This is a genomic window from Rhizobium sp. 05N430 (assembly GCF_056396985.1).
Map to the genome: position 1 here is coordinate 152898 of NZ_JBFTMO010000005.1, position 24750 is coordinate 177647.

Sequence of the window (24750 nt, forward strand, 5' to 3'; positions counted from 1 at the left end):
AAAGGCGTGCTGCCAGACGCTTGCCCATAGCATGCATTCGATTATCTGCTTAGTGTGAACAATCGAATCATGCCCTGGGGGATGCGATGACCGACGAAGCGCTCACCGATCGTATGGAGCTGCCGCGACCGGACGTGACGCCGGATGAAGCCTTAAGCATCCTCGAAACCCGCTACGGACTGTCGGGTACGATCATAGAGCTCGGCAGCCAGCAGGACCGGAACTACCGGCTCGACACCGGCAACGGCCGCTTCGTCCTGAAGATCTGCCACATGGCCTACGAGACTTTGGAGCTCGAGGCGCAGAATGCTGCCATCCACCACCTGACCACGATCGAAGGCGCACCGCGCGTGCCGCGGCTGCTGACATCGACCGACGGGCAGGAAATCATTGCGGTGACCGTTCGCGAACAGACCTATCAGGTTCGCGTGCTCGAATATCTGGAAGGCGAAAGCCTCACCCATCGCAAATATCTGCCGAAGAATTCGGTGACGGCTCTCGGCGCCCTCTGCGCCCGTTTGGCCCAGGCGCTCGCCGATTTCGATCATCCGGGTCTTGAGCGCAGTCTTCAATGGGATCTGCGACGGGCCGGACCTGTCGCCGTCCAGCTTCTGTCTGCTATCACCGACAGCGCGGCCCGCGACCGGATTGCCAAGACAATGGTGCTTGCCGTCCGCCGCATCCAGCCGCTGGCCTCGGCGCTTCGCGTTCAGGCCGTCCATCATGACGTGACCGACGACAATGTCGTCAGCCTTCCCGATGCCCATGGCCGGCTGATCCCCGACGGGGTGATTGATTTCGGCGACATCATTCGCGGCTGGCTGGTTGGCGATCTGGCCGTGACATGCGCTTCGCTGCTGCATCACGCCGATGGCGATCCGCTCTACATCTTGCCGGCCGTCAAGGCCTATCACGAGATCTACCCGCTGACGGCGGAGGAACTGAAGGCGCTCTGGCCGCTGATCGTGGCGCGCGCCGTCATCCTGGTTGCCAGCGGCGAGCAGCAGATTTCGATCGACCCTGGTAATGACTATGCCCGCGGCAATCTGGAGCATGAACGCATCATCTTCGACACGGCGATGTCGGTGCCATTCGAGCTGATGGAAGCGGCAATCCTGAAGGTTGGCGGGATCGAGCCCACGCTTCCCGACAATGCATCCTGGCTGCCGCTTCTGCCCGATATCAACACGGCCGACATCACCTATCTCGACCTCGGCGTGCAAAGCCGCCATTTCGCCGGTGGCAACTGGCTGAATGCGGAGATGGACTGGCGGCTGCTTGCCCGCGTCGCCAATGACAGCGGCGCTGCGGCAACGCGATACGGCGAATACCGGCTTTCGCGCGCCAGCACGCTGAGCGCCAGGCCGCACTCCACCTTTGCGCTGCATAGCGATATCTGCCTTTCCGGCGGCAACCCGGTCGCGGCTCCCTTTGCGGGGCGGATCGATCTGAAAAACCATCATCTGGTGCTCGCGGGCACAGGTGTCAGCCTGCATCTCGACGGCATCGAGCCCACGGTGGAGGATGGTGCCGAGATCGAGGCCGGGCAGGTGATCGGCACGGTTTCGGGTGACAGCGCTTCGCTCGGTGGCCTGCGCATCCAGCTTTGCACCGTTGCCGGCCTGGAGCCGCCGCTCTTTGCCACGGCAGGCGATGCCGGCGCCTGGGCAGCCCTTTGCCCCTCGCCTTCGCTGCTACTCGGCGATGGCTGCAATGCGCCGAAGCCCGATACAGAGGGCTTGCTTTCCAAACGGCAGGCGCATTTCGCCAAACCGCAGAAGAATTATTACGACCGGCCGCCACAGATGGAGCGCGGCTGGAAGGAGCACATGTTCGATGTCGAGGGCCGCGCCTATCTCGACATGGTCAACAACGTGACGATTCTCGGTCATAGCCACACGCATCTCGCCGACGCGATCGCCGACCAGTGGCTGAAGCTCAACACCAACTCGCGCTTTCACTACGAGGCGCTTGCCGACTTCTCCGAGCGTCTCGCGGCACTCGCGCCCGAAGGATTGGACCGGGTCTTCCTTGTCAACAGCGGTTCGGAAGCCAACGATCTGGCTCTGAGGCTTGCCTGGGCGCATAGCGGCGCGCGCAACACGCTTTGCCTGCTTGAAGGCTATCATGGCTGGTCAGTGGCGAGCGACGCGGTCTCTACGTCGGTGGCCGACAATCCGCAGGCGCTCTCGACGCGCCCTGCCTGGGTTCATCCGCTCGCAGCGCCGAATACCTATCGCGGCGAATTCCGCGGGCCGGAGTCAGCGCGCGATTATCTGGCCGCCGCCATTCCGGTGCTGCAGGCGATCGACAATAGCGGTCAGGGGCTGGCAGGCGTCATCGCCGAGCCCGTCTATGGCAATGCCGGCGGCATTCCGCTGCCCGAGGGTTATCTCGCCGGTCTCTATGCCGAAGTTCGCGCCCGCGGCGGCGTGTGCATCGCCGACGAGGTACAGGTCGGTTATGGCAGGCTTGGCCACCACTTCTGGGGCTTCGAACAGCAGGGCGTCGTTCCCGATATCATCACCATCGCCAAGAGCATGGGCAACGGCCACCCGCTCGGCGCCGTGATCACCACGCAGGCAATCGCCGATTCGCTGGAGCGCGAGGGATATTTCTTCTCGTCTTCCGGCGGCAGCCCGGTCAGCTGCGTCGCCGGCATGACGGTGCTCGACATCCTGCGCGAGGAAAACCTGCAGGAGAACGCCCGCGAGGTCGGCGATCATCTGAAGGCGCGGCTTGTAAACTTGATCGAACGGTTTCCGATCGCCGGTGCCGTCCATGGCATGGGCCTCTATCTCGGCCTCGAATTCGTTCGCGACAGGGAGACGCTGGAACCGGCAACAGGAGAGACCGCGGCGATCTGCGAACGCCTGCTGGAGCTCGGGGTTCTCATGCAGCCGACCGGCGATCACCTGAACGTGTTGAAGATCAAACCGCCGCTGTGCCTGACGATCGAGAGCGCCGATTTCTTTGCAGACATGCTGGAAAAGGTGCTTTCCGAAGGCTGGTAGTAAGCCCGCCGAGCATTAACGAATTCGGTCATTTCGCGGCATACCGCTTTTTAATGAATTGCACCATTGCCGGAATCAGACAGGCTTCCTATGTCTGCTGCGGTGATCGAAGGAGCTGTTCGACCGTCACGTGAATTGCACAAAGTCTTGATAAGTTCTTTCTGCCAATTCGGATATGATGGAATGAAATTGTTCCGATCGCCGACATTTTGACACGTTTCGGAATATGTTTCTGACTGACGATCAGCTATTCTCTACTAAGTAAGTAGATTATTGGAAGTCAGTCATCGCCGGTCCCTGCTCTACGGGACCATCACGAGTGCAACGCTAACGCAAGGAACGAGACATGATTGAAATCGATATTCTCGCCTATCTCCTTGGGCGCCCTGTGCTCGGCAATGACCGTCCGGGCGCCCTCTCCCGCCCGAACTGTCGAATGTGACGTTCGTCCCCCTTTCAACGGTACAAGACAAGTCAATTCGCCGTCGCTCGCGCAGTCCGCGCGGCAGGAGTTCTACGCATGAAAAAGCAAGTCATAGAATATGCAGGCGTTCCCGTCGGGATCGTCATTCCGGATGAAGACCGGCTGAAATTCATCGCCGTGAAGTTTCACGTGCACGACCTCGACGAGCAGCATTTCCGCTCGCCCGACGAGGTGAAGCTCGCGATTCACGACCTGATGACCCGCCGTCATCCAAAGCCGCTGCATGCCTGATTGCAGGCACGGGCTTCCCCAATTCGTTTCTTCGGAAGATTTCTGACCGGCCCCATCACATGGGGCCGGTCTTGTTTTTTGCCTGTTGTTGCGCTCCTAATCGCCGCACTCACCGGGGGCCGATCTTGCTCAATCTCATTACCGATATTGCCGGAATTTCCATCGGCCATGCCACCGACCTGAGGCTTGGGTCGGGCGTGACCGCCATCCTTTTCGACGAACCGGCCGTGGCGTCGGGCAGCGTACTCGGCGGTGCGCCCGGCGGACGGGACACGGCGCTGCTCGATCCGTCGATGACCGTCGAAAGGGTCGATGCCTTCGTGCTGTCAGGGGGCTCGGCCTTCGGGCTGGATGCTGCGGGTGGCGTTCAATCCTGGCTGCGGCAGGCCGGGCGCGGTTTTGCCGTCGGCGACATCCGCGTGCCGATCGTGCCGCAGGCGATCCTGTTCGACCTCCTGAATGGCGGCGACAAGGATTGGGGGCTGCACGCGCCCTATCGTGACATGGGCTACGACGCCTGCCGGAATGCCGCCAAGGGCGTTTTCGATCTTGGCACGGTGGGCGCGGGAACCGGTGCGACGACCGCGACATTCAAGGGCGGGCTCGGTTCGGCCAGCGCGCTCGGCAGCGGCGGGCACGTGATCGCCGCCATCGTCGCCGTCAATGCGCTTGGCTCGGCAACGATCGGCAGCGGCAAGCATTTCTGGGCCGCGCCTTTCGAGCAGGATGGCGAGTTTGGCGGGCTCGGAATGCCTTCGTCCATAGACCACCGGATGCGTCTCAAGGGCATGAATGCGCCGGCGACGACCATCGGTGCGATCATGACCGACGCGGTGCTCACCAAGGCGGAGGCGCATCGCCTGTCGATCGCCGCGCATGACGGACTGGCGCGGGCGCTGCTCCCCGCCCATCTGCCGCTCGACGGCGATACCGTCTTTGCCGCAGCGACAGGCGCCAAGCCGATCGAAACGCCCGGGACCTTCATGGAGCTTTGCCATCTCGCCGGTATCGTCATGGCCAGGGCGATTGCCCGCGGCGTCCACGAAGCAACGGCGCTGCCGCACGAAGGAGCGCAACGCGCCTGGCGCGACCTCTAGCCTCGTTCGGCGCGATTGCCTAAAGAGAAGCGCAGAGCAGAAGGCGGGAGAGACGCATGCAGATCCGGGCGCTGATGTATTTCGACGAACTGGTCAGAACCAGCTCGATGCGCCAGGCGGCGGAGAACCTCTCCGTTGCACCGACAGCCGTCAGCCGCCAGATCGAAAACCTCGAGGAATTCTTCGGTACGCCGCTCGTCGAACGCAGCGCCCGCGGGGTGACGCTGACGGCCGCCGGTGAACTGCTGGCCACCCGTGCCGGGCGGACGCTGCGGGAGCTCGAGCATGTTCAGCAGCTGATCGAGGACCTGAAAGGGTTGGAGCGTGGCCGGGTAACGATCTTTGCAAACGGCGCCATCGTCGCCAGCCTGCTGACCCCGGCGCTGGCCGAATTCGGGCGAAGCTATCCGAATATCCGCTTCGAGGTGATCATCACCAGCGCGCGCCAGGCGATCGAGGCGGTCAATTCCGCTCAGGCCGACATGTCATTGACGCTCTTTGCGCCCGCGACGACAGAGGCCAAAGTCATCGCCCGCTCGGAAATCGCCTATGACGTTATCGCCTCCAGCCGGCATGCGCTTGCCGGCCTCAAGGAGGTGACGCTGCGCGAGCTTGCCCGCCATACACTGGCGCTTCCCGAAAAATCTTTCGGTTTCCGGCAAAGCTTCGATGCCGCCGCCGGGCGTCAGGGTCTGACCATCGAGCCGGCATTCACCGTCAGCGCGCTTGAGATGCTGAAGGAACTGGTGCTGAGCGACATGGCGGTGACGCTGCTGCCGCAGCTTTCCGTGCGGCGCGAGATCGAGGCCGGGGCGCTGACGGCCATAAAGCTCGCCGCCGAAAGCGCGATCCGCACCCATGCCGAACTCTCGATCGCGCCGGACCGGCAGCTTTCCTTTGCCGCAGCGAAACTCAGCGGCTTTATCGAGGATTTCATGCGCAGCCAGCTGAAGGCGAGCTGAGGCTCCGGCAGGCGTGCTCTTGCGTTGCCCGCCGTTTTAGTGTGTATCGCTTTTCGATACGCAGAGAACACAATTTGTGTTCGCCGAAACCGACGGGATATCGATGATCCGCCTTGCCCCCTCCGTCCGCATTCTTCCCCTTCTCGCCGTTCTCTACGCTGCCGCTCCCGGTGCAATCATCCCTGCCGATGCAGCGCCGAAGACGACACTCAATCTCGGCATGGGCGTGGAACCGACCGGGCTCGACCCCACCATCGCGGCGCCTGTCGCAATCGGCCAGGTGACATGGCAGAATGTCTTCGAGGGCTTGGTGTCGATCGACGAGAGCGGCAAGGTGCAGCCGCAGCTCGCCAGGAGCTGGGACGTGTCCGCAGATGGCCTGACATACACATTCAAGCTGCAGAGCGGCGTTACCTTCCACGATGGCGAAATCTTCGACGCGGGTGCGGCGAAATTTGCGCTCGATCGTGCCCGTGGCAAGGACTCAGTCAATCCGCAGAAGCGATTCTTCGCCTCGATCGCGTCGATCGATACGCCGGATGCCGAAACGCTCGTTCTGCATCTGTCTGCACCCACCGGCAGCCTGCTCTACTGGCTCGGCTGGCCGGCATCGGTGATGGTCGCCCCGAAATCCGCTGACAACGACAAGACTGTGCCTGTGGGCACTGGGCCATTCAAATTCGTCAATTGGGCGAAAGGCGACAAGGTCGAGCTGGCGAAGAACGAGACCTACTGGAACAAGCAGGTTTCGGTGAAGCTCGACACGGTGACCTTCCGCTTCATCGCCGATCCGCAGGCGCAGGCTGCGGCCCTCAAGGCTGGCGACATCGACGCGATCCCGGAATTCGCGGCGCCGGAGCTGATGAGCTCATTCGACGGCGACCCGCGGCTGACGACAAAAATCGGCAACACCGAACTCAAGGTCGTCGCCGGCATGAACAACGCCAGGAAGCCCTTTGACGACAAGCGGGTCCGCCAGGCGCTGATGATGGCGATCGACCGGCAGACGGTAATCGAGGGCGCGTGGTCCGGTCTGGGAACGGCGATCGGCAGTCATTACACGCCCAATGATCCCGGCTATCAGGACACGACGGGCGTGCTGGCCTATAATCCGGAGAAGGCCAAGGCGCTGCTTGCCGAAGCCGGCTATCCCGAAGGTTTCAGCTTCACCATCAAGGTGCCGCAGATGGCCTATGCGCCACGCAGCGCGCAGGTGATGCAGGCGATGTTCGCCGAAATCGGCGTGACGATGAACATCGAGCCGACGGAATTTCCGGCGAAATGGGTGCAGGATGTCATGAAGGACCGCGCCTTCGACATGACCATCGTGGCTCACGCCGAACCGATGGATATCGACATCTATTCGCGCGATCCCTACTACTTCAACTACAAGAACCCCGGCTTCAACGCCCTGATGACAAAGGTGCAGCAAACGGCGGACCCGGCCGAGCAGAACCGGATCTACGGCGAGGCCCAGAAAATCCTGGCAGAGGACGTGCCGGCGCTTTATCTCTTCGTGATGCCCAAGCTTAGCGTCTGGAACAAGAAGCTGACAGGCCTTTGGGAGAACGAGCCTATTCCGTCCAACGTTCTGACGAATGTTTCGTGGACGGAATAATCGCTATTCTGAGTTCGCAGCGGTACAGACGATCTTGGGTTGGTTAGATGCCGGAACTTGTTTGCGCCCTTCATCTTTCCTCACTCCTGTGCTTGCCACAGAAATCCAATGCGCCCCAGTTCTGGGGCGTGGCAGACCGCGCCGACGCACGGTGGCTGGATCGCTGTGACGAGCATACAGATGCGGGAGCGTGGAGAGTACGCGCAGGCATTGCCAGGGCGGCGATCGCATGATGTCTCTACTTGCCCGCCGTATAGCCGGTCTGCTGCTCACGCTGGTCATCGTCTCCTTCCTGATCTTCTCGGTCATGGACCTGCTGCCGGGTGATCCCGCGTCGATCATGCTGGGCACATCGGCAGCACCCGACACACTTGCAGCCTTGCGCCATGAACTCGGGCTCGATCAGCCCCTGATCCTGCGCTACGGGCATTGGGTGGCCGGCGTTCTCAGCGGTGATCTCGGCCAATCCTATACCTATGGCGTTCCCGTTGCCGGGCTGATTGCCGAACGGCTGGCCGTCACCCTGCCGCTGGCGATCTTCGCGATCGCTCTCTCGATGACGATTGCACTGCCGCTCGGCAGTTTTGCCGCGGCCCGGCGCGGCGGGATCGCTGACGTCGCCGCAACCCTGTTTTCGCAGATCAGCATCGCCGTCCCCGCTTTCTGGGTCGCCCTGCTGATGATCATTCTGTTTTCGACGTCGCTTGGGCTGATGCCGGCTGGTGGTTTCCCGGGATGGGGACATGGCATCTGGGCAGCACTGCAGGCGCTCGTCATGCCCGCCGTGGCACTCGCCTTGCCGCAGGCCGGCGTGCTGACGCGGGTGACACGGTCGGCGGTGCTCGAGGTGCTGCACGAAGACTTTGCGCGCACGGCAACGGCCAAGGGGCTTTCATCCGCCGCCGTGCTCTGGCGGCATGCGGTGCCGAATGCGCTGGTGCCCGTCATGACGATCCTCGGGCTGCAGTTTACCTTTTTGGTCGCGGGGGCAGTGCTGGTCGAAAACGTCTTCAATCTTCCCGGTCTCGGACGCCTGGCGCTGCAGGCGTTGGCGCAGCGTGACATCATCGTCATGCAGGACGTCGTGTTGTTTTTTGCGGCGCTGGTGATCGTCATGAATTTTGTCGTCGACATGTCCTATCTGGCCATCGACCCGCGGCTGCGGAGGGCGGCGTGATGGCAAACATCTCTGCGGGCACCATGCCGCCGGCCAGAAAAATTAGCCGGCAAATTACATTGCCTGCTGGCATATTGATCGTTGGCGCGCTGGTGACGGTCGCGGTCCTGTCCCTGTTCTGGACGCCGCTGCCGCCGGCGAAAATGCAGATCGTCCACAAGCTTCAGCCGCCGCTCGCCTATGGTTTGCTCGGCACGGACCAGTTCGGGCGCGACATGCTGTCGATGCTGATGGCCGGGTGCTGGAATTCTTTGTCGATCGCCCTCACTTCCGTTGCGATCGGCGGCGCGATCGGCTCGATCATCGGCATTTCCGCCGCAGCGATCAGGGGCGTTTTCGAAGCCCTGCTGATGCGGGCTTGCGACGTGATTTTCGCCCTCCCCCCGATCCTTTCGGCGATGATCCTCGGCGCGTTTCTCGGAACCGGGCGCTTCACGGCGATCATTGCGATTGCCGTCTTCATGATCCCGGTCTTCGCGCGCGTGACGCTGGCGACCGCGCTGCAGGCCTGGAGCCGCGATTATGTGCTGGCGGCACAGGCGATCGGCAACAGCCGCCTGACGATCTCCTTGCGGCACGTGGCGCCCAACATCATGAGCCAGATCATCGTGCAGGCGACCATCCAGCTGGGGCTGGCGATCCTGACAGAGGCGGGCCTCAGCTTTCTTGGCCTCGGCATGGCGCCGCCTGCGCCGACCTGGGGGCGCATGCTGGCGGATTCGCAGACCTTCATGGGGGCGGCACCGTGGCTCGCAATCCTGCCCGGCCTGGCGATTGCGCTCGCTGTTCTCGGCTTCAACCTGCTCGGCGACGGCCTCAGGGACTGGCTGGACCCGCGGCAGCGTTAGAACGGCCGGCGGTAGCCGTTTGGCTGCTCATAGAGCCAGCCGATGCGCTCGACCGCTTCCTCGAAATTCTCGCGGGCGACGGTCATGGTGTGACCATTGGCATGGATGATGGTTTTGGCATCTTCCATGACAGCCACATGCCCCTTCCAGAACACCAAATCGCCGCGGCGAAGCTCGGAGCGGTCGATCGACGTGCCAAGGCCTGCTGCCTGCATGTCGGTATCGCGCGGCGCGCTGCGGCCGGTCATCAGCAGCGCCAGCTGGACGAGGCCGGAACAATCGATCCCGAGGCCGGAGCGCCCGCCCCAGAGATAGGGCGTGTTCAAGAACTGCAGGGCGATCTCCACGTAATCTGCATCCTTGCCCGAGCCGATCGGCTGCAGATGCTTCGAGAAGATGGCCGTGCCGTCAGCAAGCAGGTGATAGTGATTTCCCCTGGCTTCCGCCTCGCCGGTAATGTGGACGCGGCTGCCCATGGACAGGACCGACCGGTAGGGTTTGCGAAGCTCAGGCTCCTGATAGACGAAAGTCCGCTGGACGTTGACCACATGCGTGGGCTCGGGAGCCGCCGTTGTCAGCATCTCTTCCGGCATGTAGCCAACATAGCCATCCGACGCCGCCTTGAGCCAGCACCAGCCGCCGGAGCGCTCGAAAATCGTCACGTCCTCGCCCATCAGCAGTTCGGTATCGATACCGCGCGCGAGATCGGCAATTGGGCGAAGCGGCGCGACCGGAACGGCAACACGAGCCGGAGAGCCTGATACGAAACGCGCAGCCTCGACCTTGCCCTCAAGCGAGGCATCGGCGAGATCCGGTCTGTGGGCATTGAGGCGCCGGTCGAGCATGGTCATGACAGTCCCTTCAAGGCGAAAGCTTGCGGCCCTGCTCGCGCACGAGATCGCCTAGCTTTTCAAGATAGAGCGCACCGCCGACGGTGCGCTTGATGATGACATTACGCCGATCCGCGTCGTCGCGCACCCTGTCGACCAGCCCCATTTCACCCATCGTATCCAGGGCGCGGGTGATGACAGGCTTGGTCACCTCAAGCGTGGCAGCAAGACCGCGAACGGTGTGTGGTGGTGGCACGAGGTAGATGTGCAGAAGGATGGCCATCTGCCGAAGCGTCAGGTCACGATTATCGTGGCGCACCTGATCGAGGGCAACGCCATGCCAGAGCCCCAATGCCTGCGAGGCAGTCAGTTCGATCGGCACAGGCCCTCCGGAGATCGTTACGCTAACGTTCCTATTGTCTGCAGCGCGGGCGCATACGCAAGAGGCGGCAGAATCTGCCGCCTCTCAAGGTGAATAAAATTTTAACGATCGCCTCAGAGGCTCTGGCGGATATGGTGATAGAGCGCGCGGATCGCCTGCGCCTCGCCGCCGCCGGGGGAATGCGCCCGTTCCGATGGCGCCCAGCCGTAGATGTCGAAATGGGCCCAGCTCTTCGTCTTGCTGACGAAACGCTTCAGGAAGAGAGCCGCGGTAATGGCACCCGCCATCCCGCCTGCCGGCGCGTTGGTGATGTCGGCGAGCTTCGAACGGATATCCTTGTCGTAGCCCATGTAGAGCGGCAGACGCCAAAGTGGGTCGTCCGTCTCCAGGCTCGCTTCAGTCAGGTCATGCGCCAGGCTCGCATCATCCGTGAAGAAAGGCGGCAGATCGGGGCCGAGCGCGACACGCGCGGCACCCGTCAGCGTTGCCATGTCGATCAGCAGATCGGGGGACTCTTCGTCGGCATAGGTCAGCGCATCGGCGAGGATCAGTCGGCCTTCGGCATCGGTATTGTCGATCTGGACGGTCAGGCCCTTGCGGCTCTTGTAGATATCGCCGGGGCGGAAGGCGTTGGCTGAGATCGAGTTTTCGACAACAGGAATGATGACGCGCAGATCGACCTTCAGCTTGGCGTCCATGATCATCAGCGCCAGACCCATGACGTTTGCAGCGCCGCCCATGTCCTTCTTCATCAGCAGCATGGAGGAAGATGGCTTGATGTCGAGGCCGCCGGTATCGAAGCAGACGCCCTTGCCGACCAGCGTGACCTTGCGATGGCCCTTCTTGCCCCAGCGCAGCTCCAGCAGGCGCGGCGCATCGGCGCTGGCGCGGCCGACAGTGTGAACCAGCGGAAAATTCTCCTTCAGCAGGTCATCGCCGATGATGACGGACATTTCCGCCTTGTAGTGCTCGGCAAGGCCGCGGAAAGCCGCCTCAAGCTGCTCCGGTCCCATGTCGTTGGTCGGCGTGTTGATCAGGTCGCGGGCGAGGAACACGCCGGCAAGCTGACGCTTGATATCGGCGGCATCGGCATCGCGCGGGATCATCAGTGTCGCGGCGGCCGGCTTTTCGGAGCGGTAACGATCGAAGCGGTAGCTGCCGAGGCCGAAGCCGAGCGCCAGACGGTTGGCCGTCAGCGGCGCGGTTTCGATATGCCAGTCGCCAGCCGGCAGCGAGCGTGCCAGCTTTCCGGTGATGTAGGGCTGTTCGGAAGGATTCGTGCCGAGACCGAAGAGCGCGCCGCCGAGATGGCCTTCGGCCGTCGGGATCAATAGCAGAGAGCCGCTTTCGGCACGATAGCCGGCCTTCTTTGCCCAATCGAGAGCGATCGGATCGATGGTGCCGGTTTCGATATGGGCAGGCGTCACTGCGAAAATCGGGAGTGTCGAGCCGCCCTTGTTGTTGAAAGGCGTCGGTCTCTCGATAAATTGATAGGGGGCCATTGGAGTCCTTCGGCGGTATCCGGAATCGTTTCTTAACGGTCTGTTAGGGTTAACAGACTATTGCTGGAGCGAAGATTGCGTCACACCTTTCCCTGTTCCGATTAGAGGTCAGGCGCCTGTTTCTGAATTCAGGAAAGCGCGATGCCTCGTTTGGCCACCACTTCGCTCAAGACCCGTCTCCTGCAGGGTGCCGTTGTGGCGCTGGTCGGCCTGACGCTCGCCGGCTGCACAACAACCAAAGACAAGATGACCACCGGATCGATCCCCGCTTCTGCGAAGCCGGTCGAGACGATGGACGTCAACGAAATGCGGTCTGCCACCGAGCGTGCCGGACAGATATACGAGAAAAACCCGCGCGATCCAACCAATGGCGTCTATTATGCGAGCTTGCTGCGCTCGGCCGGACGTGACGCGCAGGCGCTGGCCGTCATGCAGCAGGTGGCGATTTCCAATCCGAGCGACCGCAACGTTCTGGCCGCCTACGGCAAGGCGCAGGCGGCGGCCGGACAGCTTCAGCAGGCGCTCGACACCATCAGCCGCGCGCAGACGCCCGACCGGCCTGACTGGAAGCTGGTTTCAGCCCAAGGCGCAATCCTCGACCAGATGGGCAAGGCCAGCGAAGCACGGGCGCGCTATCGCGACGCACTGGATATCATGCCGAACGAACCTTCGGTTCTTTCCAATCTCGGCATGTCCTATGTGCTGACGGGCGATCTCCGCACGGCGGAAACCTACATGCGGCAGGCGGCAGGCCAGCCTAGCGCCGACAGCCGCGTCCGCCAGAACCTGGCGCTCGTCGTCGGACTGCAGGGGCGCTTTCCGGAAGCCGAGCAGATTGCCCGGCGCGAACTCTCCCCTCAGCAAGCCGACGCCAATGTCGCCTATCTGCGCTCGATGCTTTCGCAGCAGAATTCCTGGCAAAAGCTTGCTTCGAAGGATAGCCAGGCGGCGAACAACACCAACTGATCCGGCGATTCTCTATCTCAACATCACGCCCGCATAAATCAGGCGCAGGCCGAGGCCACCCATCACGAAGCCGGCGGCACGGTCGATCCATGCCTTTGCCGCCAGATAGGCCTGACGCGGTCTGCGGGCCGAAAAAGCCAGCGCAACCACGGTGTACCAGCCCGTCTCGATGGCGAAAATTCCGATCGGCAAGCCGACGGCGACGGCGAGCGGAACGGATTTCGGCAGAAAAGCTGCGAAAATGCTGGCGTAGACGACAATGGTCTTCGGATTGCTGAGCTGCGTCAGAAGTGCCGTCGAGAAGCTGCGCCGGAGTGACGAGCGGCCCTCGGTAACGCCTGTCACCTCAAGCGGGTCTGCGGCACCCTGCCAGATCCGGTAGGCGATATAGACGAGATAGGCGCCGCCCGCGATCTTTAACACGAGATAAAGCCACGCGAATTGCGTCAGCAGCGCGGTCAATCCGGCGAGCGCAAGCGCGCTGAAGATAACGCCGCCGATGCCCATGCCCAGGGCGGCGCAGAGGCCGTCGAGGCGCGATCGGGAAATAGCGATCCGGGAGACGACGACAAAACTCGGACCGGGGCTCATTGCCCCGATAAGCATGGCCGCGAAAATACTGGCGAGAATGGCAGCAGAAGACATGCGAGCTCCTCGTGACCGAAGAGCGCGATAGCGGCTCTTCCGGTCGATCAGGATCTATGGCTAGACCGGTTGGCCACGCTCTTCAAGGGCCTCAGAAGCGATCGGCGACCTGGATACCGGCTGGGCCGAGGATAACGGCGACCAGAACCGGCAGGAAGAACAGGATCATCGGCACCGTCAGCTTCGGCGGCAGAGCGGCCGCCTTCTTTTCCGCCTCGTTCATACGCTCGTCGCGGCCTTCCTGGGCAAGAACGCGAAGCGCCTGCGAGATCGGCGTGCCGTAACGGTCGGCCTGGATCAGGGCCGCCGTGACCGAACGAACGATATCGATCTGCGTTCGGGTGCCGAGGTTTTCGAGCGCCTGACGGCGATCGGGCAGGAAGGACAGCTCTGCGGTCGTCAGGACCATTTCCTCGGCGAGCGCTGGCGATTGTTCTCCCAGTTCTTCCGAGACACGGCGCATCGCAGCTTCGATCGAGATACCCGATTCAACGCAGATCAGCATCAGATCGAGTGCATCCGGCCAGGCGCGCTTGATCGAGTGCTGACGCTTGCCCATACGGTTGGAGATGAAAATATTCGGAGCGTAGAAGCCCAGATAGGCCGTTCCGATGACCACGAGAAGCCTGATCGGGAAAGGCTTTTCGATCATGTGGCCAAGGCCGAAGATGTAGAATGCGGCGCCCGCAAGAAACACAAACGGCAAAAGGAAACGCGCCACGAGAAAGGTATTCAGCGCATTTTCAGACCGGAAGCCTGCGGCCTTCAGTTTGTTCATGGTATTTTCGTCGACCAGCGCTTCGCGCAGATTGAAACGCTCGACGATCTGGCGAACGGAACGATTGTTCTGCGTTCTCAGCGAGGCCTTGCTCGACGTGGTATCGGAGTTCATTCGCGCGCGTTCACGTGCCCGGATCTGATCGCGTTCGGTCGAAACAGCGCGCATGCGCTTATTGAGATCGCCGCGCTCGAAGAAAGGGACCGCAATCGTATAAAACGTTGCGAAGACGGCGATCGCGACGAACAGCGCGACCAGCATGGACGGATCTGTCAAACGTGATGCAAGATCTGAAGACATGGCTTGCTTCCCTCTCCGTCAGATATCAAAACTGACCATTTTCTTCATCACGAAGATGCCGATAGACATCCAGAAGGCCGACAGGCCCATGATCAGATGGCCGCGCGGATCGGTAAAAAGGATCATCATATATTGCGGCGAGCTCAGATAGACGAGCGTCGCGACGATGAACGGCAGAGCGCCAATGATGCAGGCTGAGGCCTTCGCTTCCATTGACAGAGCCGAGACCTTTGCCTTCATCTTCTTGCGATCCCGAAGGACCTTCGAAAGATTGCCGATCGCCTCCGAAAGGTTACCACCGGCCTGAGACTGAATGGCGATGACAATGGCAAAGAAACTGACTTCCTGCAGCGGCATATAATTTGTCATACGGGCGCAGGCATCGGGCACACTGAGACCGAGCTGCTGCGATTCCACGACGCGGCGGAATTCCGTCTTGACCGGATCACGGCCTTCATTGGCGATCAGTCTGATGGCGTCGTTGAGCGGCAGGCCGGACTTGATCGAGCGGACGATGACATCGAGCGCATTCGGAAACTCGGTCAGAAAGTTGTTCTGACGGCGCTTGATCAAGAAGCTCAGTATCCAGCGCGGCAGACCGAGGCCCGCAATGACGGGCACAGCCAGAACCATCAGTGTGGGAGCGCCAGCCAGGAACGCAATCAGCATCAGGAAAAAACCGAAGCCAGCGCTGAACATGTAGAATTTCGCCGGGGTGATGGAAAATCCAGCCTGCGTCAGGCGCGACTTCAAGGAGAGCTTGCGCTTGTGGTTCTCCTGCTGCCGCTTCTCGAGATCCTTCAGGTTGTCCTGCACCGACTTGCGGCGTTTGGACATTTCCTGAACGCGATCCCGCGCCGCCTTGACGTTCGACCGGTCTGCTTCGGCCGAACCGACGCGGCTGACGCGGCTCGCGGCCTTTTTCTCGGTTTCCATGCGGGTGAAGAGCAAGCTGTAGCAAACGGCTCCCGCGGCGATAGCCACGAGGAGAATGATGCCAAGGACGATGGGATCAAAACCGAACATCACGCCCCCTTCGACTTCGTTTCCATTTCGTCAAGGGCTGCGGCCAGCCGCTTCTCTTCGTTGTAGTAGCGGGCGCGATCCCAGAAGTTCGGCTTGCCGATGCCCGTGGACATGTGACGGCCAATCAACCGGCCTGCAGCATCTTCGCCATCGATCTCGTAGCGCATCAGGTCCTGGGTGATGATCACATCGCCTTCCATGCCGATCACCTCGGTGATCGCCGTGATGCGGCGCGAACCATCGCGAAGGCGGGCCGCCTGAACGATGACATCGATCGATCCGGCGATGATTTCGCGGACGGTCTTTGCCGGCAGGCTGAAGCCGCCCATCGCGATCATCGATTCGATACGGCTCAGGCATTCACGCGGCGAGTTTGAGTGGATCGTTCCCATCGAGCCGTCGTGGCCAGTGTTCATCGCCTGCAGAAGGTCGAACACTTCAGGTCCACGCACTTCGCCGACGATGATGCGTTCAGGGCGCATACGCAGGCAGTTCTTGACCAGGTCGCGCATGGTGATCTCACCTTCGCCTTCGATATTAGGCGGGCGGGTTTCGAGACGCACGACATGCGGCTGCTGAAGCTGCAATTCGGCCGTGTCTTCGCAGGTGATGACACGCTCATCGCGGTCGATATAGTTCGTCAAACAATTGAGAAGTGTCGTCTTGCCGGAGCCGGTACCGCCCGAAATGACAACATTGCACCGGACGCGGCCGATGATCTGCAGCAGAGTTGCGCCCTCGGGCGTGATTGCGCCGAAGCGGACCAGCTGATCGAGCGTCAGCTTGTCTTTCTTGAACTTACGAATCGTCAGTGCCGGGCCATCGATTGCCAACGGCGGCGCGATGACGTTCACACGCGAACCATCGGGAAGGCGCGCATCGCAGATCGGGCTCGATTCATCGACGCGGCGGCCGACCTGGCTGACGATGCGCTGGCAGATCGACAGCAATTGGCCATTATCGCGGAATCGGATTTCCGATTCGATAGTCTTGCCGCCGACTTCGATGAAGGTCTTCCCGGCGCCATTGACCATGATGTCGGCAATATCGTCGCGTGCCAGCAACGGCTCCAGCGGGCCGTAACCCAGGACGTCGTTGCAGATGTCCTCGAGCAGCTCTTCCTGCTCCGAGATCGACATCGCGAAATTCTTGATCGTGATGATGTCGTTGACGATATCGCGAATTTCTTCGCGGGCACTTTCGGCATCGAGTTTGGCAAGCTGAGACAGGTCGATCGTATCGATCAGCGCGGAGAAGACCTGCGCTTTGGTGTCGTAATATTCGTCCGTGCGCGCCGGGCGGCGACGCTGCGGTGTCTGCATCGGCGGCGGCGTTACCTGGGAGCGTGCGGGTTCGCGGTTCGGTTCGACGATGACGCTCGGAGAGGCCGACGGCGAAACAGCAGCGGCAGCCGGCGGCGGCGGGGCTGCAACGCCGCCGGCCTTTCCGAAACCTTCATTTCCGCGTTTTCCGAACATGCCAGATTCCAATCTACACTTTTACGTCTGTCACTTGCCGCGCTTCAAAAGCCCGAGAAGGCTGCCGCGTTTGGCCTTCTTGAGGGCAACCCGGCCGGTGACGATGTGGGCAACCTGCGAGAAGGTTTCCGCCGTGGGTGATTTCGCATCCATTTCGGAGATCATCCGGCCGCTGTTTGCAGCGTTTCCAAACAGATTGATGTCGAATGGAATGATCGCGATCGGGTCGATCTCCAAAGGCTCGCAGAAGTCGCCCGGGGTAATTTCCGGACGTTTGGGCATGCCGACCTGATTGAGAATGAGATGCGGTGCCTTGTCGTTTGGCCGCACCTTGCGCAGGGCGTCGAGCATATTCTTGGTGTTGCGCAGGTTAGCCAGGTCTGGTGCGGCGCAAATCACCACCTCATCGACCGAGCCAAGGACGGAGCGCGTCCACTCGGACCACGTATGCGGAACATCGAGCACGGTTATAGGTGCATTGCGCTGCAGCACATCGAGGACAGGCTGGAAGGCCTGACCGTCGAAATCATAGACCCGGTCGAGGAGAGATGGAGCCGCAAGCATCGACAGGTGTTCGGAGCACTTCGTCAATAACCGGTCCAGGAAAACTTCGTCGAGCCTTTCAGGCGCGAAGACCGCTTCGGCAATGCCCACGGTTGGATCCTGGTCGAAGTTGATATTGGCGGTTCCGTAAGGAAGATCGAGATCGGCGAGGATCGTTTCCGTCGAGAACAGGTTGGAGATGCCGAAGGCGCAGTTATGGGCGATCGTCGAGGCGCCGACACCACCCTTGGCGCCAATGAAGGCAATGCTCTTGCCGAGCGGCTCGGCGTCCGGATCGACAAAGATTGCCGCCATAGCCGTCATCAGATCCGGCATGGCGACCGGCTGGACGATATATTCGGAGATCCCGTTGCGGATCAGATCGCGATAGAGGGAGATGTCGTTGTAGTAGCCGACAACGACGACCTTGGTCGAGGGATCGCAGACACTTGCCAGCGGAGCGAGCTCAGCCATGAGGCTCGCAGCATTCGCCTTTGTTTCCAGAATGATCAGATTCGGTGTCGGAGTGGTCTGAAACATATTCGCAGCGGCCGCAATGCCGCCGCTCGTTATGCGCAGGCTGACCTTCGACATGCGGCGATCGTTGCCGCAGCGTTCCATCGTTTCCTGAAGACCTTCGCTCTCGCAAAAGGCGTGAACCGAGATACGCGGAAGTGGCCGCATATTCTCGAGCTCGGCCATGCGAACCGCTTCTTCGGCATTGCGAAGTTCGGTCGTGTTCTTGATCTCGTAATCGACTGCGCTCATTCGTTCAATTCCGCATTAGAAGTCGGAGCTACCGTTCGTCTCGATGGTCGTGCGATAGGTGCGATATTCGGTGATGGCGTCGTTACGCCGTGCCGCGTCGATCGGCGTCATGCCGCGGGGCGCGATGAAATCTTCCGGATTGGCGACCTGGGCAGCCAGATTGTTCTGATAGGCGCAACCGAAATTGTAATAATTCTGGTTGTCGAAGCCGCCTCCGATATCCTTTGGCCACTGGCCGCATTGGGTCGTGACGGCCGTGGTCCCGGTGAAGGTCAGACGGATCGGGGCTGCATCGCCGCCGCCTGCGGCCGCATAGGACGCATAAACGATCTTTGATGTGGGGATACCGCGCGAGGCGAGTTCGGCGCGCACCTGCCCGCGAACCTGGCTGACGGCAAACGCATTTGCCGAGCCCTGCGGTGACATCAGATAGACCGGACCGGATGCGCGCGAAGTATAGGTTGTCGCAAAGCCCCGGATCAGATCTCGCTGAGCAATCGTCAGACGGCGGTCCGTGGTTGCGACAGGAATATCGACGGCCTGTTCGGCTTCGGTTACGACGATGGGATGACGCTGACGATAGTCATCCGGGATGCCGCCGGTGGTGAGATTGTCACGCGGAGCAGCGCAGCTTGTCAGCGCGGCCGTAGCGAGCAGACCGGCCGCCGTCAGCAATTTCGATGCGCTTCTTTTGATCTTCGTCATATCGGCCACCGCCTGATTGGGCTTCGTCATGATTGTGTCCCGCCGCATCGTTTTCATTTGTAGATAAACCCGATGGAGCCGTGGAACTGAGCGTCGGCAACCGGCGCCTCTCGGCCACCGTAGACCTTGTTCACCCGGTTCATGAAGAACGCCTGGCCATCATTTTCTGGACTGAAATTGTCGTCGGGACGGTTGAGCAGATTGCGAGCGACCGGACGCACGAGATACGGCGTCGCGATAATGACAAGCTCTGTTTCCTCACGCTGGACGCTGCGCTGGCGGAATAACGTGCCGAGCAGCGGGATCTTGTTAACCCCTGGCGTACCATTCGACGTCTGCGCAACATTGTCGCGTATCAGGCCGGCAAGAGCGATCGATCCGCCCGAAGGCAATTCGACTGAGGTTTCAGCAGAGCGGCGCTGATAGGTCGGAGCAGATCCGGTGGCAGACGGTGCTGGCTCGGAAACGTTCGTCTTGATTTCCAGGCTGATACGGCCAGAGGATAGCACGACAGGCTTGAACGCCAGATTGATGCCGTAGTTATACGGGACAACAGTGGTATTTCCGTCATTGTCTGTCGTCGAGTACAGAACCTGGCCGCCGGAGTTGAAGGTTGCCGCCTGACCTGAGATCGCCGTCAATGTCGGCTCGGCCAGTGTACGAACCACCTTGGCCTGTTCGAGGGCGCTCAAATAGGTCGAAATATCATAGCGGCCGATCGACGACTTGAAGAGAGCCGCGAGGCCGCCGCCAAGCGTAGCCGAGGATGAATTGGCAGTCGGCGAACCCAACTGTGCGACGTTCAGCCCCGAAGAGTTCGAGATGAGATTGTCAAAGCCGATCTGCTTTAGGATCTCACGGCGCACTTCGGCAATCGTCACCTTCAGCGTGACTTGATCCTCACCCTGGATCTGCAGCAGGTTGACCACTTGCGACTGCTGCCGGGCTTCAGCGAACAATGCGACGTCGCCCTGCTGTGCGGTGCTGGAGGCGGTTTCCGTGCGCGTGGTCGCTTCACCGCCCTTCAAGAAGGCTTGCGCCAGATCGGCAGCCTGGGTCGCGTCCTGCGGCGTACGGACCGTCCCCGTCAGGACGATGTTGTCCGAGACGATCTCGACATTGATATTCGAGTCCTGAATGAAGCGCTTGAGATTGGCTTCAAGACCGGAGACATCGCGCTCGATCTCGATGTCGAGGCTGACGACTTCCTGACCGTCGCCGCCGAAAATGAAGATGTTGGTCTGGCCAACCTTCTTGCCGAACAGATAGATACGGCGCGACGTCCGCGTCACGGCATCGGCCATCGAGGGATCGGAGACGAGGATATCGTGCGCATCCTCCGGCAGGTCGATGACGACCGCCTTGTTGAGGCCGATCTTGAGACGGCGATGTGCGCCGGGCCCCGTTTGCGAGATACGGACAATACCATCGGAATCAGCAAATGCGCTTGAAGCGCCAAGAATTGGTGCCATGAAACCTGGCGTCAGGCCCGTGACGGCTGTGGTCAGCGACAGGAAGCCGGTGAGCAGAAGTCTGGTGCGCCGCATTGTCTTGGTCATCTCAACGTCCTCATTCTGCCTTGGGCGCACTGCTGTCGGTAACGATCGATCCAGACTTGATGACCTGAACCAAGGCGTTTCCGTTGTCGCCGCTCAGGAGATAGTCAGCGGCGCTCGTATCCTGATCCTGCGCGTCGGCAATCGAGCGCAACGCCAGCGACAGCCGGTCCGCCATCTGCTGCGCAACGACGAGGACCTTCGTCTGATCAGGGGTGAGCTCAAGTGTGGCAGTCGTGCCAACGACGGCCTTTGAGCCATCGTCCTTCTCCTGAATCTGCTGGTCGATCGCGAGAACCCGAACATTGCTCAGAACCGTCTCGGTGATGAACTTCTCGGTACCCGTGCCCTTGCGGACCATGATCACGTCGACGCGGTCATTGGGGAGGATGAAGCCGCCCGCTCCTGTTGCAACCGAGATTTCAGTCGCAACGGCGCGCTTGCCGGCAGGCAGAAGAGCCGAGAGAATGCGGCTATTGGAATCGGCGACCTTTTCAGGCCGGATCGGTTCGCCTTCGAATATCGGCAGGCGGACGACGGCGCCCTGCAGCTCCTTCAGAGCATCGGGCTTGTCCGTTTCTGTGATGAAGCCCTGCACGACGCCGCCCTGTGGCCAAGGCATCCAGTGCGCGGCCTTGTCATCGATGCGGGCGCCAACGGGAAGATTTGAGCTGGAGACGAGAACATTGACCGTCGGCTCTTTCTCGACGACCGACTGAACCTGGGTGACGACACCACCGCGTCCAGCGAGCTTCATCGCCAAAAGGCCGGCGAGGCCGGCGGCGACAACGGCCACTGAAAGTATGAGAAGACGCGCGGGCTTCATCGATCATTCCTCGAAACGATGCATATTCGTCCCGCAGAATGGTCAGGAATTGGTATAATTATAGTTAACGGAAGCCTTACATTTTAAGTTAACGGGCGATTAAAACGCCGCTATTTCAGGGCTTCCAGGGTTGCCACAAAGATTGGCGAAGACGGGAATGCAATAAAACCTCCCGCTGCGATCGCAATACCATATGGAATCTTCTTGGCGAGAATCAGCGAATTCGGAACCGGCACGCCGATCGCCAGGATGGTGTTGGACTGCGTTCTCAGCAAGAGGATGGCGAAGGTTAGCAGTCCGCCAAACAGGCCAACAGCGGCGATGAACATGACAAGCGAGGGCGTGAAGCCGAACCACAGTGCGGCGGCAGAAAGAAGCTTCGCATCGCCTCCACCCATGACGTTCACGGCGAACATCGCAAAACAGGCGAGAAACACAGCGGCACCGGCAAGCAGTGAAAGCCCGATTGCATCAAAGGGCATACCGGTCAGCGGTGCGGCGATCAGGAAGCTGCCAACGAGAACGAGCGACACCCGGTTCGGGATCGTCATCGTAAACAGATCGGAGAGTGCCGCGACGGCCAGGCAGAACGGAAAAATCACGAACACGGCTGCAGCAATCATGTTTCACCCCCGAAAAGGAAAAGGCTCACGTCTCAGGTGAGCCTTCGCACGGCATATCTTTTGAAGATCGCCTATCAAGCAGCTTACTTGGAAGCGGCCGTAGCGGCGTTGCTCATCTTCGTGCTCAGGTTCTGGAACACGTTGTTGATGTTGGTACCGAGGCTGGTTGCACCGGCGATGAGCGCTACAGAGATGAGCGCTGCGATCAGGCCGTATTCGATTGCGGTCGCACCAGATTCGTCCTTCAGGAAACGGCTTACAAGCTTGGTCATGTCTAACTCCTACTCCAGTTGATGTTCAGCACGTCCGCCAACTGTTTGCCGTTGATCGGATTGGCTCAACCTAGCGAGGCGCTGTTTCAATCGGCTTAAAGAAGAGGGTTACCAGACTGTTAATGCTAAAGTAGAGCCGCTCATGGTAATCAGTTTCTTAGCGGATATATTATCATTTTATCTATGCATGAAAGACGTTCGCCGCCAAGCATTCACGGCGTTACATTTCAATACAACAGCCAGTCCCGGAATGGTACGCTTCCCGTTGATGCTGGCGGAAACGTCCTGTTTCGGGATGCCAGACGCCGCGATTTGGCGAAATCAGAGACTTTTAAGTCTTCATTCACCAATTTTTTCCATGCTGATGAGAAATTCTGCAGAAATTCAAGAGAGAGTTCCATGTCATCACGCGGCAAGAGTGTATTGGTCGCCTGCATCGCTGCCTTGCCGTGGTTCGCTCTTTTGCAACCCGCGTCAGCGGAAGAAGACATGCTGCGGGTTTACATGGATCACGCGCGCGTGCTGAAGCTCGACCGGGCGGTCAGCAAGGTCATCGTCGGCAATGCCAAGGTTGCCGACGCGACGGTCGCCGATTCCAAAACGATCGTGCTGACGGGACGTAGCTTCGGAACGACCAACATCGTTCTGCTGGACATCGATGGAAACGCTATCCTCGACCAGACAATTCTGGTGTCGATCGACGAAGGCAACACCGTCCGGGTTTATCGCCAGACCGATCGCTCGGTTCTATCCTGCTCACCGGCCTGCGAACAGCACACGCAACAGGCCGCGACCGAAGCAACAGGCGGCTAGCATATCGGCCTCGGTCGCCATCCGTTAAATTGTTGCTTCGCTCTGAAACGGAAAATCAACGATCGCGCCCTAGGATCGGTGCATGACAAACTCGCCCCAAAGCGCAATTCCCTGCCCGCAGGACCAGCCTGCCATGCCCGGCACGAAGAAGCGCGGGCGGTTTAGAGCGTTCGCGCGTTCCAAGGACGGCTCTGCAGCGATCGAATTTGCCCTGCTCGCCATTCCCTATTTCATGGTGATCTTCGCGATCATCGAAACCTTCGTCGCCTTCGCGGCCGAAGAGTTGGTATCCAACGGCGTCGATACGATGGCCCGCCGTATGCGCACCGGCCAGATCACATTCAGCTTGGGCCGGGCCACGGACGTGGCTGACGTGAAGGACTTCAGGCAGCGGTTCTGCAATGAGGTTTCCATCCTCATCAATTGCTCCGCTGCCGAGGTAGCAACGCCGAACAAGCTCTGGCTCGACGTGCGGACGTTCACGAATTTTTCGGACATGCCGGTGACCATTCCGATGAACGCAACGGGCCTCGATACAACCGGGATCCAGTATAGCCCTGGCGGCTCAGGTACGAAGAATATGATACGTGCCTATTACAAATGGCAGGTCATTACCGATCTGGTCCGCCCCTATATTACGCCCTATCGCAGTTCGACCGGCGCCCACCTCAATGAATTCCTGATCGTTGCCACCGCAGCCTTCCAAAACGAGCAATACCCGTGATGGCCAGCGCGCTCCAATTCAGAATCAAGTCCAAGTTGGCCGGACTTTTCGGCGATCGCAGCGGCGTTGGTGCTATTGAATTCGCGATCCTCTTTCCAATTCTCGTGATGCTCTATATCGGTGCCTTCGAGATCACTGTCGGGCTGAGCGTGAGCAAACGGGCAGCGCGTGCCGCGGGTTCGGTCGCCGACATCGTTACTCAGCAGCAGGGTGTCACGAAGACCTCGCTTCAGCAGATCACTACTGTCGCCAACGCGATCTTCGCGCCGTACAATACGTCTCAGATGCAGGTCAAGCTGACCGGCATCACGATGGACGCCAGCGCCAATGCGAAAGTGCTCTGGTCATGGGGAAATTCGACAACATCGGCACCTTATGCAACGAACTCGGCCGTAACGGGCGTTCCCGCCGATATGCAAAAGGCCAGCAGTTTTCTTGTTCGCGCCGAGTTGAGCATACCATACCAGCTCTTTGCCTTCAGTCCCGCCTTCCTGCCGGGTAATCTGCAGACGCTGACAATCCAGCGAACCTATTATTATCGCCAGCGTCAGAACGACAGTATCGCCTGCAGCGACTGCTGAG

The 24750-nt window shown here is 60.4% G+C and carries 25 protein-coding genes; 11 read left to right on the top strand and 14 right to left on the bottom strand.

The features are described 5' to 3' along the window. Window positions 1-86: 86 nt before the first annotated feature. From AC1DJO_RS13500 to AC1DJO_RS13530, 7 genes are all read left to right on the top strand, one after another. Complete coding sequence (locus tag AC1DJO_RS13500; RefSeq protein ID WP_477971063.1) at window positions 87-3014, top strand: aminotransferase; 2928 nt, start codon at window positions 87-89, stop codon at window positions 3012-3014. Window positions 3015-3534: 520 nt separating this feature from the next. Next, a complete protein-coding gene (locus tag AC1DJO_RS13505; protein ID WP_477971065.1) occupies window positions 3535-3729 on the top strand; it encodes a hypothetical protein in 195 nt (64 codons plus the stop codon). Between the two features lie 59 nt (window positions 3730-3788). Next, entirely contained in the window at window positions 3789-4826 is a 1038-nt protein-coding gene (locus AC1DJO_RS13510; protein WP_477971067.1) for a P1 family peptidase, read from the top strand. Between the two features lie 56 nt (window positions 4827-4882). Then, on the top strand, window positions 4883-5788 hold the full coding sequence (locus AC1DJO_RS13515; protein WP_477971069.1) for a LysR family transcriptional regulator: 906 nt from the start codon (window positions 4883-4885) through the stop codon (window positions 5786-5788). A gap of 103 nt (window positions 5789-5891) precedes the next feature. Beyond that, window positions 5892-7406: an ABC transporter substrate-binding protein gene (locus AC1DJO_RS13520; RefSeq protein ID WP_477971274.1), complete on the top strand. Its 1515-nt coding sequence runs from the start codon at window positions 5892-5894 to the stop codon at window positions 7404-7406. A gap of 229 nt (window positions 7407-7635) precedes the next feature. Continuing rightward, a complete protein-coding gene (locus AC1DJO_RS13525; RefSeq protein ID WP_477971071.1) occupies window positions 7636-8583 on the top strand; it encodes an ABC transporter permease in 948 nt (315 codons plus the stop codon). Continuing rightward, window positions 8583-9431, top strand: a complete 849-nt coding sequence (locus AC1DJO_RS13530; protein WP_477971073.1) for an ABC transporter permease — start codon at window positions 8583-8585, stop codon at window positions 9429-9431. The genes AC1DJO_RS13525 and AC1DJO_RS13530 overlap by 1 nt, the downstream gene beginning before the upstream one ends. On the opposite strand, the gene AC1DJO_RS13535 is transcribed toward AC1DJO_RS13530, so the two are convergent. From AC1DJO_RS13535 to AC1DJO_RS13545, 3 genes are all read right to left on the bottom strand, one after another. Further along, window positions 9428-10282, bottom strand: coding sequence for a C40 family peptidase (locus tag AC1DJO_RS13535; protein ID WP_477971075.1), 855 nt, complete (start codon window positions 10280-10282; stop codon window positions 9428-9430). The two genes, AC1DJO_RS13530 and AC1DJO_RS13535, sit on opposite strands and share 4 nt — an antisense overlap. A 10-nt stretch (window positions 10283-10292) precedes the next feature. Further along, window positions 10293-10643: a MarR family transcriptional regulator gene (locus tag AC1DJO_RS13540; protein ID WP_112385105.1), complete on the bottom strand. Its 351-nt coding sequence runs from the start codon at window positions 10641-10643 to the stop codon at window positions 10293-10295. A gap of 113 nt (window positions 10644-10756) precedes the next feature. Continuing rightward, window positions 10757-12145, bottom strand: coding sequence for a leucyl aminopeptidase family protein (locus tag AC1DJO_RS13545; protein WP_112514224.1), 1389 nt, complete (start codon window positions 12143-12145; stop codon window positions 10757-10759). A gap of 141 nt (window positions 12146-12286) precedes the next feature. Between AC1DJO_RS13545 and AC1DJO_RS13550 the strand changes: the two genes are divergently transcribed. Then, a complete protein-coding gene (locus AC1DJO_RS13550) occupies window positions 12287-13111 on the top strand; it encodes a tetratricopeptide repeat protein (protein WP_112540014.1) in 825 nt (274 codons plus the stop codon). A 12-nt stretch (window positions 13112-13123) separates the two neighbouring features. On the opposite strand, the gene AC1DJO_RS13555 is transcribed toward AC1DJO_RS13550, so the two are convergent. The 11 genes from AC1DJO_RS13555 to AC1DJO_RS13605 all read right to left on the bottom strand — a co-directional run bounded on the left by AC1DJO_RS13555 (window position 13124) and on the right by AC1DJO_RS13605 (window position 23122). Further along, window positions 13124-13756 (bottom strand): LysE family translocator, encoded by a 633-nt coding sequence (locus AC1DJO_RS13555; RefSeq protein WP_477971077.1) that lies wholly within the window; start codon window positions 13754-13756, stop codon window positions 13124-13126. Between the two features lie 91 nt (window positions 13757-13847). Continuing rightward, complete coding sequence (locus AC1DJO_RS13560) at window positions 13848-14834, bottom strand: type II secretion system F family protein (RefSeq protein ID WP_112514227.1); 987 nt, start codon at window positions 14832-14834, stop codon at window positions 13848-13850. An 18-nt stretch (window positions 14835-14852) separates the two neighbouring features. Continuing rightward, window positions 14853-15860, bottom strand: a complete 1008-nt coding sequence (locus AC1DJO_RS13565) for a type II secretion system F family protein (protein ID WP_477947337.1) — start codon at window positions 15858-15860, stop codon at window positions 14853-14855. Beyond that, window positions 15860-17338: a TadA family conjugal transfer-associated ATPase gene (locus AC1DJO_RS13570; RefSeq protein ID WP_112540008.1), complete on the bottom strand. Its 1479-nt coding sequence runs from the start codon at window positions 17336-17338 to the stop codon at window positions 15860-15862. The genes AC1DJO_RS13565 and AC1DJO_RS13570 overlap by 1 nt, the downstream gene beginning before the upstream one ends. Before the next feature lie 30 nt (window positions 17339-17368). Continuing rightward, a complete protein-coding gene (locus tag AC1DJO_RS13575) occupies window positions 17369-18649 on the bottom strand; it encodes a CpaE/TadZ family protein (RefSeq protein WP_112514230.1) in 1281 nt (426 codons plus the stop codon). A gap of 15 nt (window positions 18650-18664) precedes the next feature. Further along, window positions 18665-19384, bottom strand: a complete 720-nt coding sequence (locus AC1DJO_RS13580) for a CpaD family pilus assembly protein (protein ID WP_477971079.1) — start codon at window positions 19382-19384, stop codon at window positions 18665-18667. Window positions 19385-19407: 23 nt separating this feature from the next. Further along, window positions 19408-20913 carry a type II and III secretion system protein family protein gene (locus AC1DJO_RS13585; RefSeq protein ID WP_477971081.1) on the bottom strand — a complete coding sequence of 502 codons (1506 nt, stop codon included), beginning with the start codon at window positions 20911-20913 and terminating at the stop codon, window positions 19408-19410. A 10-nt stretch (window positions 20914-20923) separates the two neighbouring features. Continuing rightward, window positions 20924-21736 carry a Flp pilus assembly protein CpaB gene (gene cpaB / locus AC1DJO_RS13590; RefSeq protein WP_477971083.1) on the bottom strand — a complete coding sequence of 271 codons (813 nt, stop codon included), beginning with the start codon at window positions 21734-21736 and terminating at the stop codon, window positions 20924-20926. 110 nt (window positions 21737-21846) lie between these two features. Continuing rightward, window positions 21847-22359, bottom strand: coding sequence for an A24 family peptidase (locus AC1DJO_RS13595; RefSeq protein WP_477971085.1), 513 nt, complete (start codon window positions 22357-22359; stop codon window positions 21847-21849). Window positions 22360-22442: 83 nt separating this feature from the next. Beyond that, window positions 22443-22631, bottom strand: a complete 189-nt coding sequence (locus AC1DJO_RS13600; RefSeq protein ID WP_112514234.1) for a Flp family type IVb pilin — start codon at window positions 22629-22631, stop codon at window positions 22443-22445. 227 nt (window positions 22632-22858) lie between these two features. Beyond that, on the bottom strand, window positions 22859-23122 hold the full coding sequence (locus AC1DJO_RS13605; protein WP_477971281.1) for a hypothetical protein: 264 nt from the start codon (window positions 23120-23122) through the stop codon (window positions 22859-22861). Here AC1DJO_RS13605 and AC1DJO_RS13610 point away from each other — a divergent pair. The 3 genes from AC1DJO_RS13610 (at window position 23031) to AC1DJO_RS13620 (ending at window position 24749) form a co-directional block, all read left to right on the top strand. Next, entirely contained in the window at window positions 23031-23444 is a 414-nt protein-coding gene (locus AC1DJO_RS13610; protein ID WP_112514235.1) for a pilus assembly protein N-terminal domain-containing protein, read from the top strand. The genes AC1DJO_RS13605 and AC1DJO_RS13610 overlap by 92 nt on opposite strands. 133 nt (window positions 23445-23577) lie before the next feature. After that, window positions 23578-24168 (top strand): TadE/TadG family type IV pilus assembly protein, encoded by a 591-nt coding sequence (locus AC1DJO_RS13615; protein ID WP_112514236.1) that lies wholly within the window; start codon window positions 23578-23580, stop codon window positions 24166-24168. Further along, on the top strand, window positions 24168-24749 hold the full coding sequence (locus AC1DJO_RS13620; RefSeq protein WP_112514237.1) for a TadE/TadG family type IV pilus assembly protein: 582 nt from the start codon (window positions 24168-24170) through the stop codon (window positions 24747-24749). Before AC1DJO_RS13615 ends, AC1DJO_RS13620 begins: the two co-directional genes overlap by 1 nt. Window position 24750: the final 1 nt, after the last annotated feature.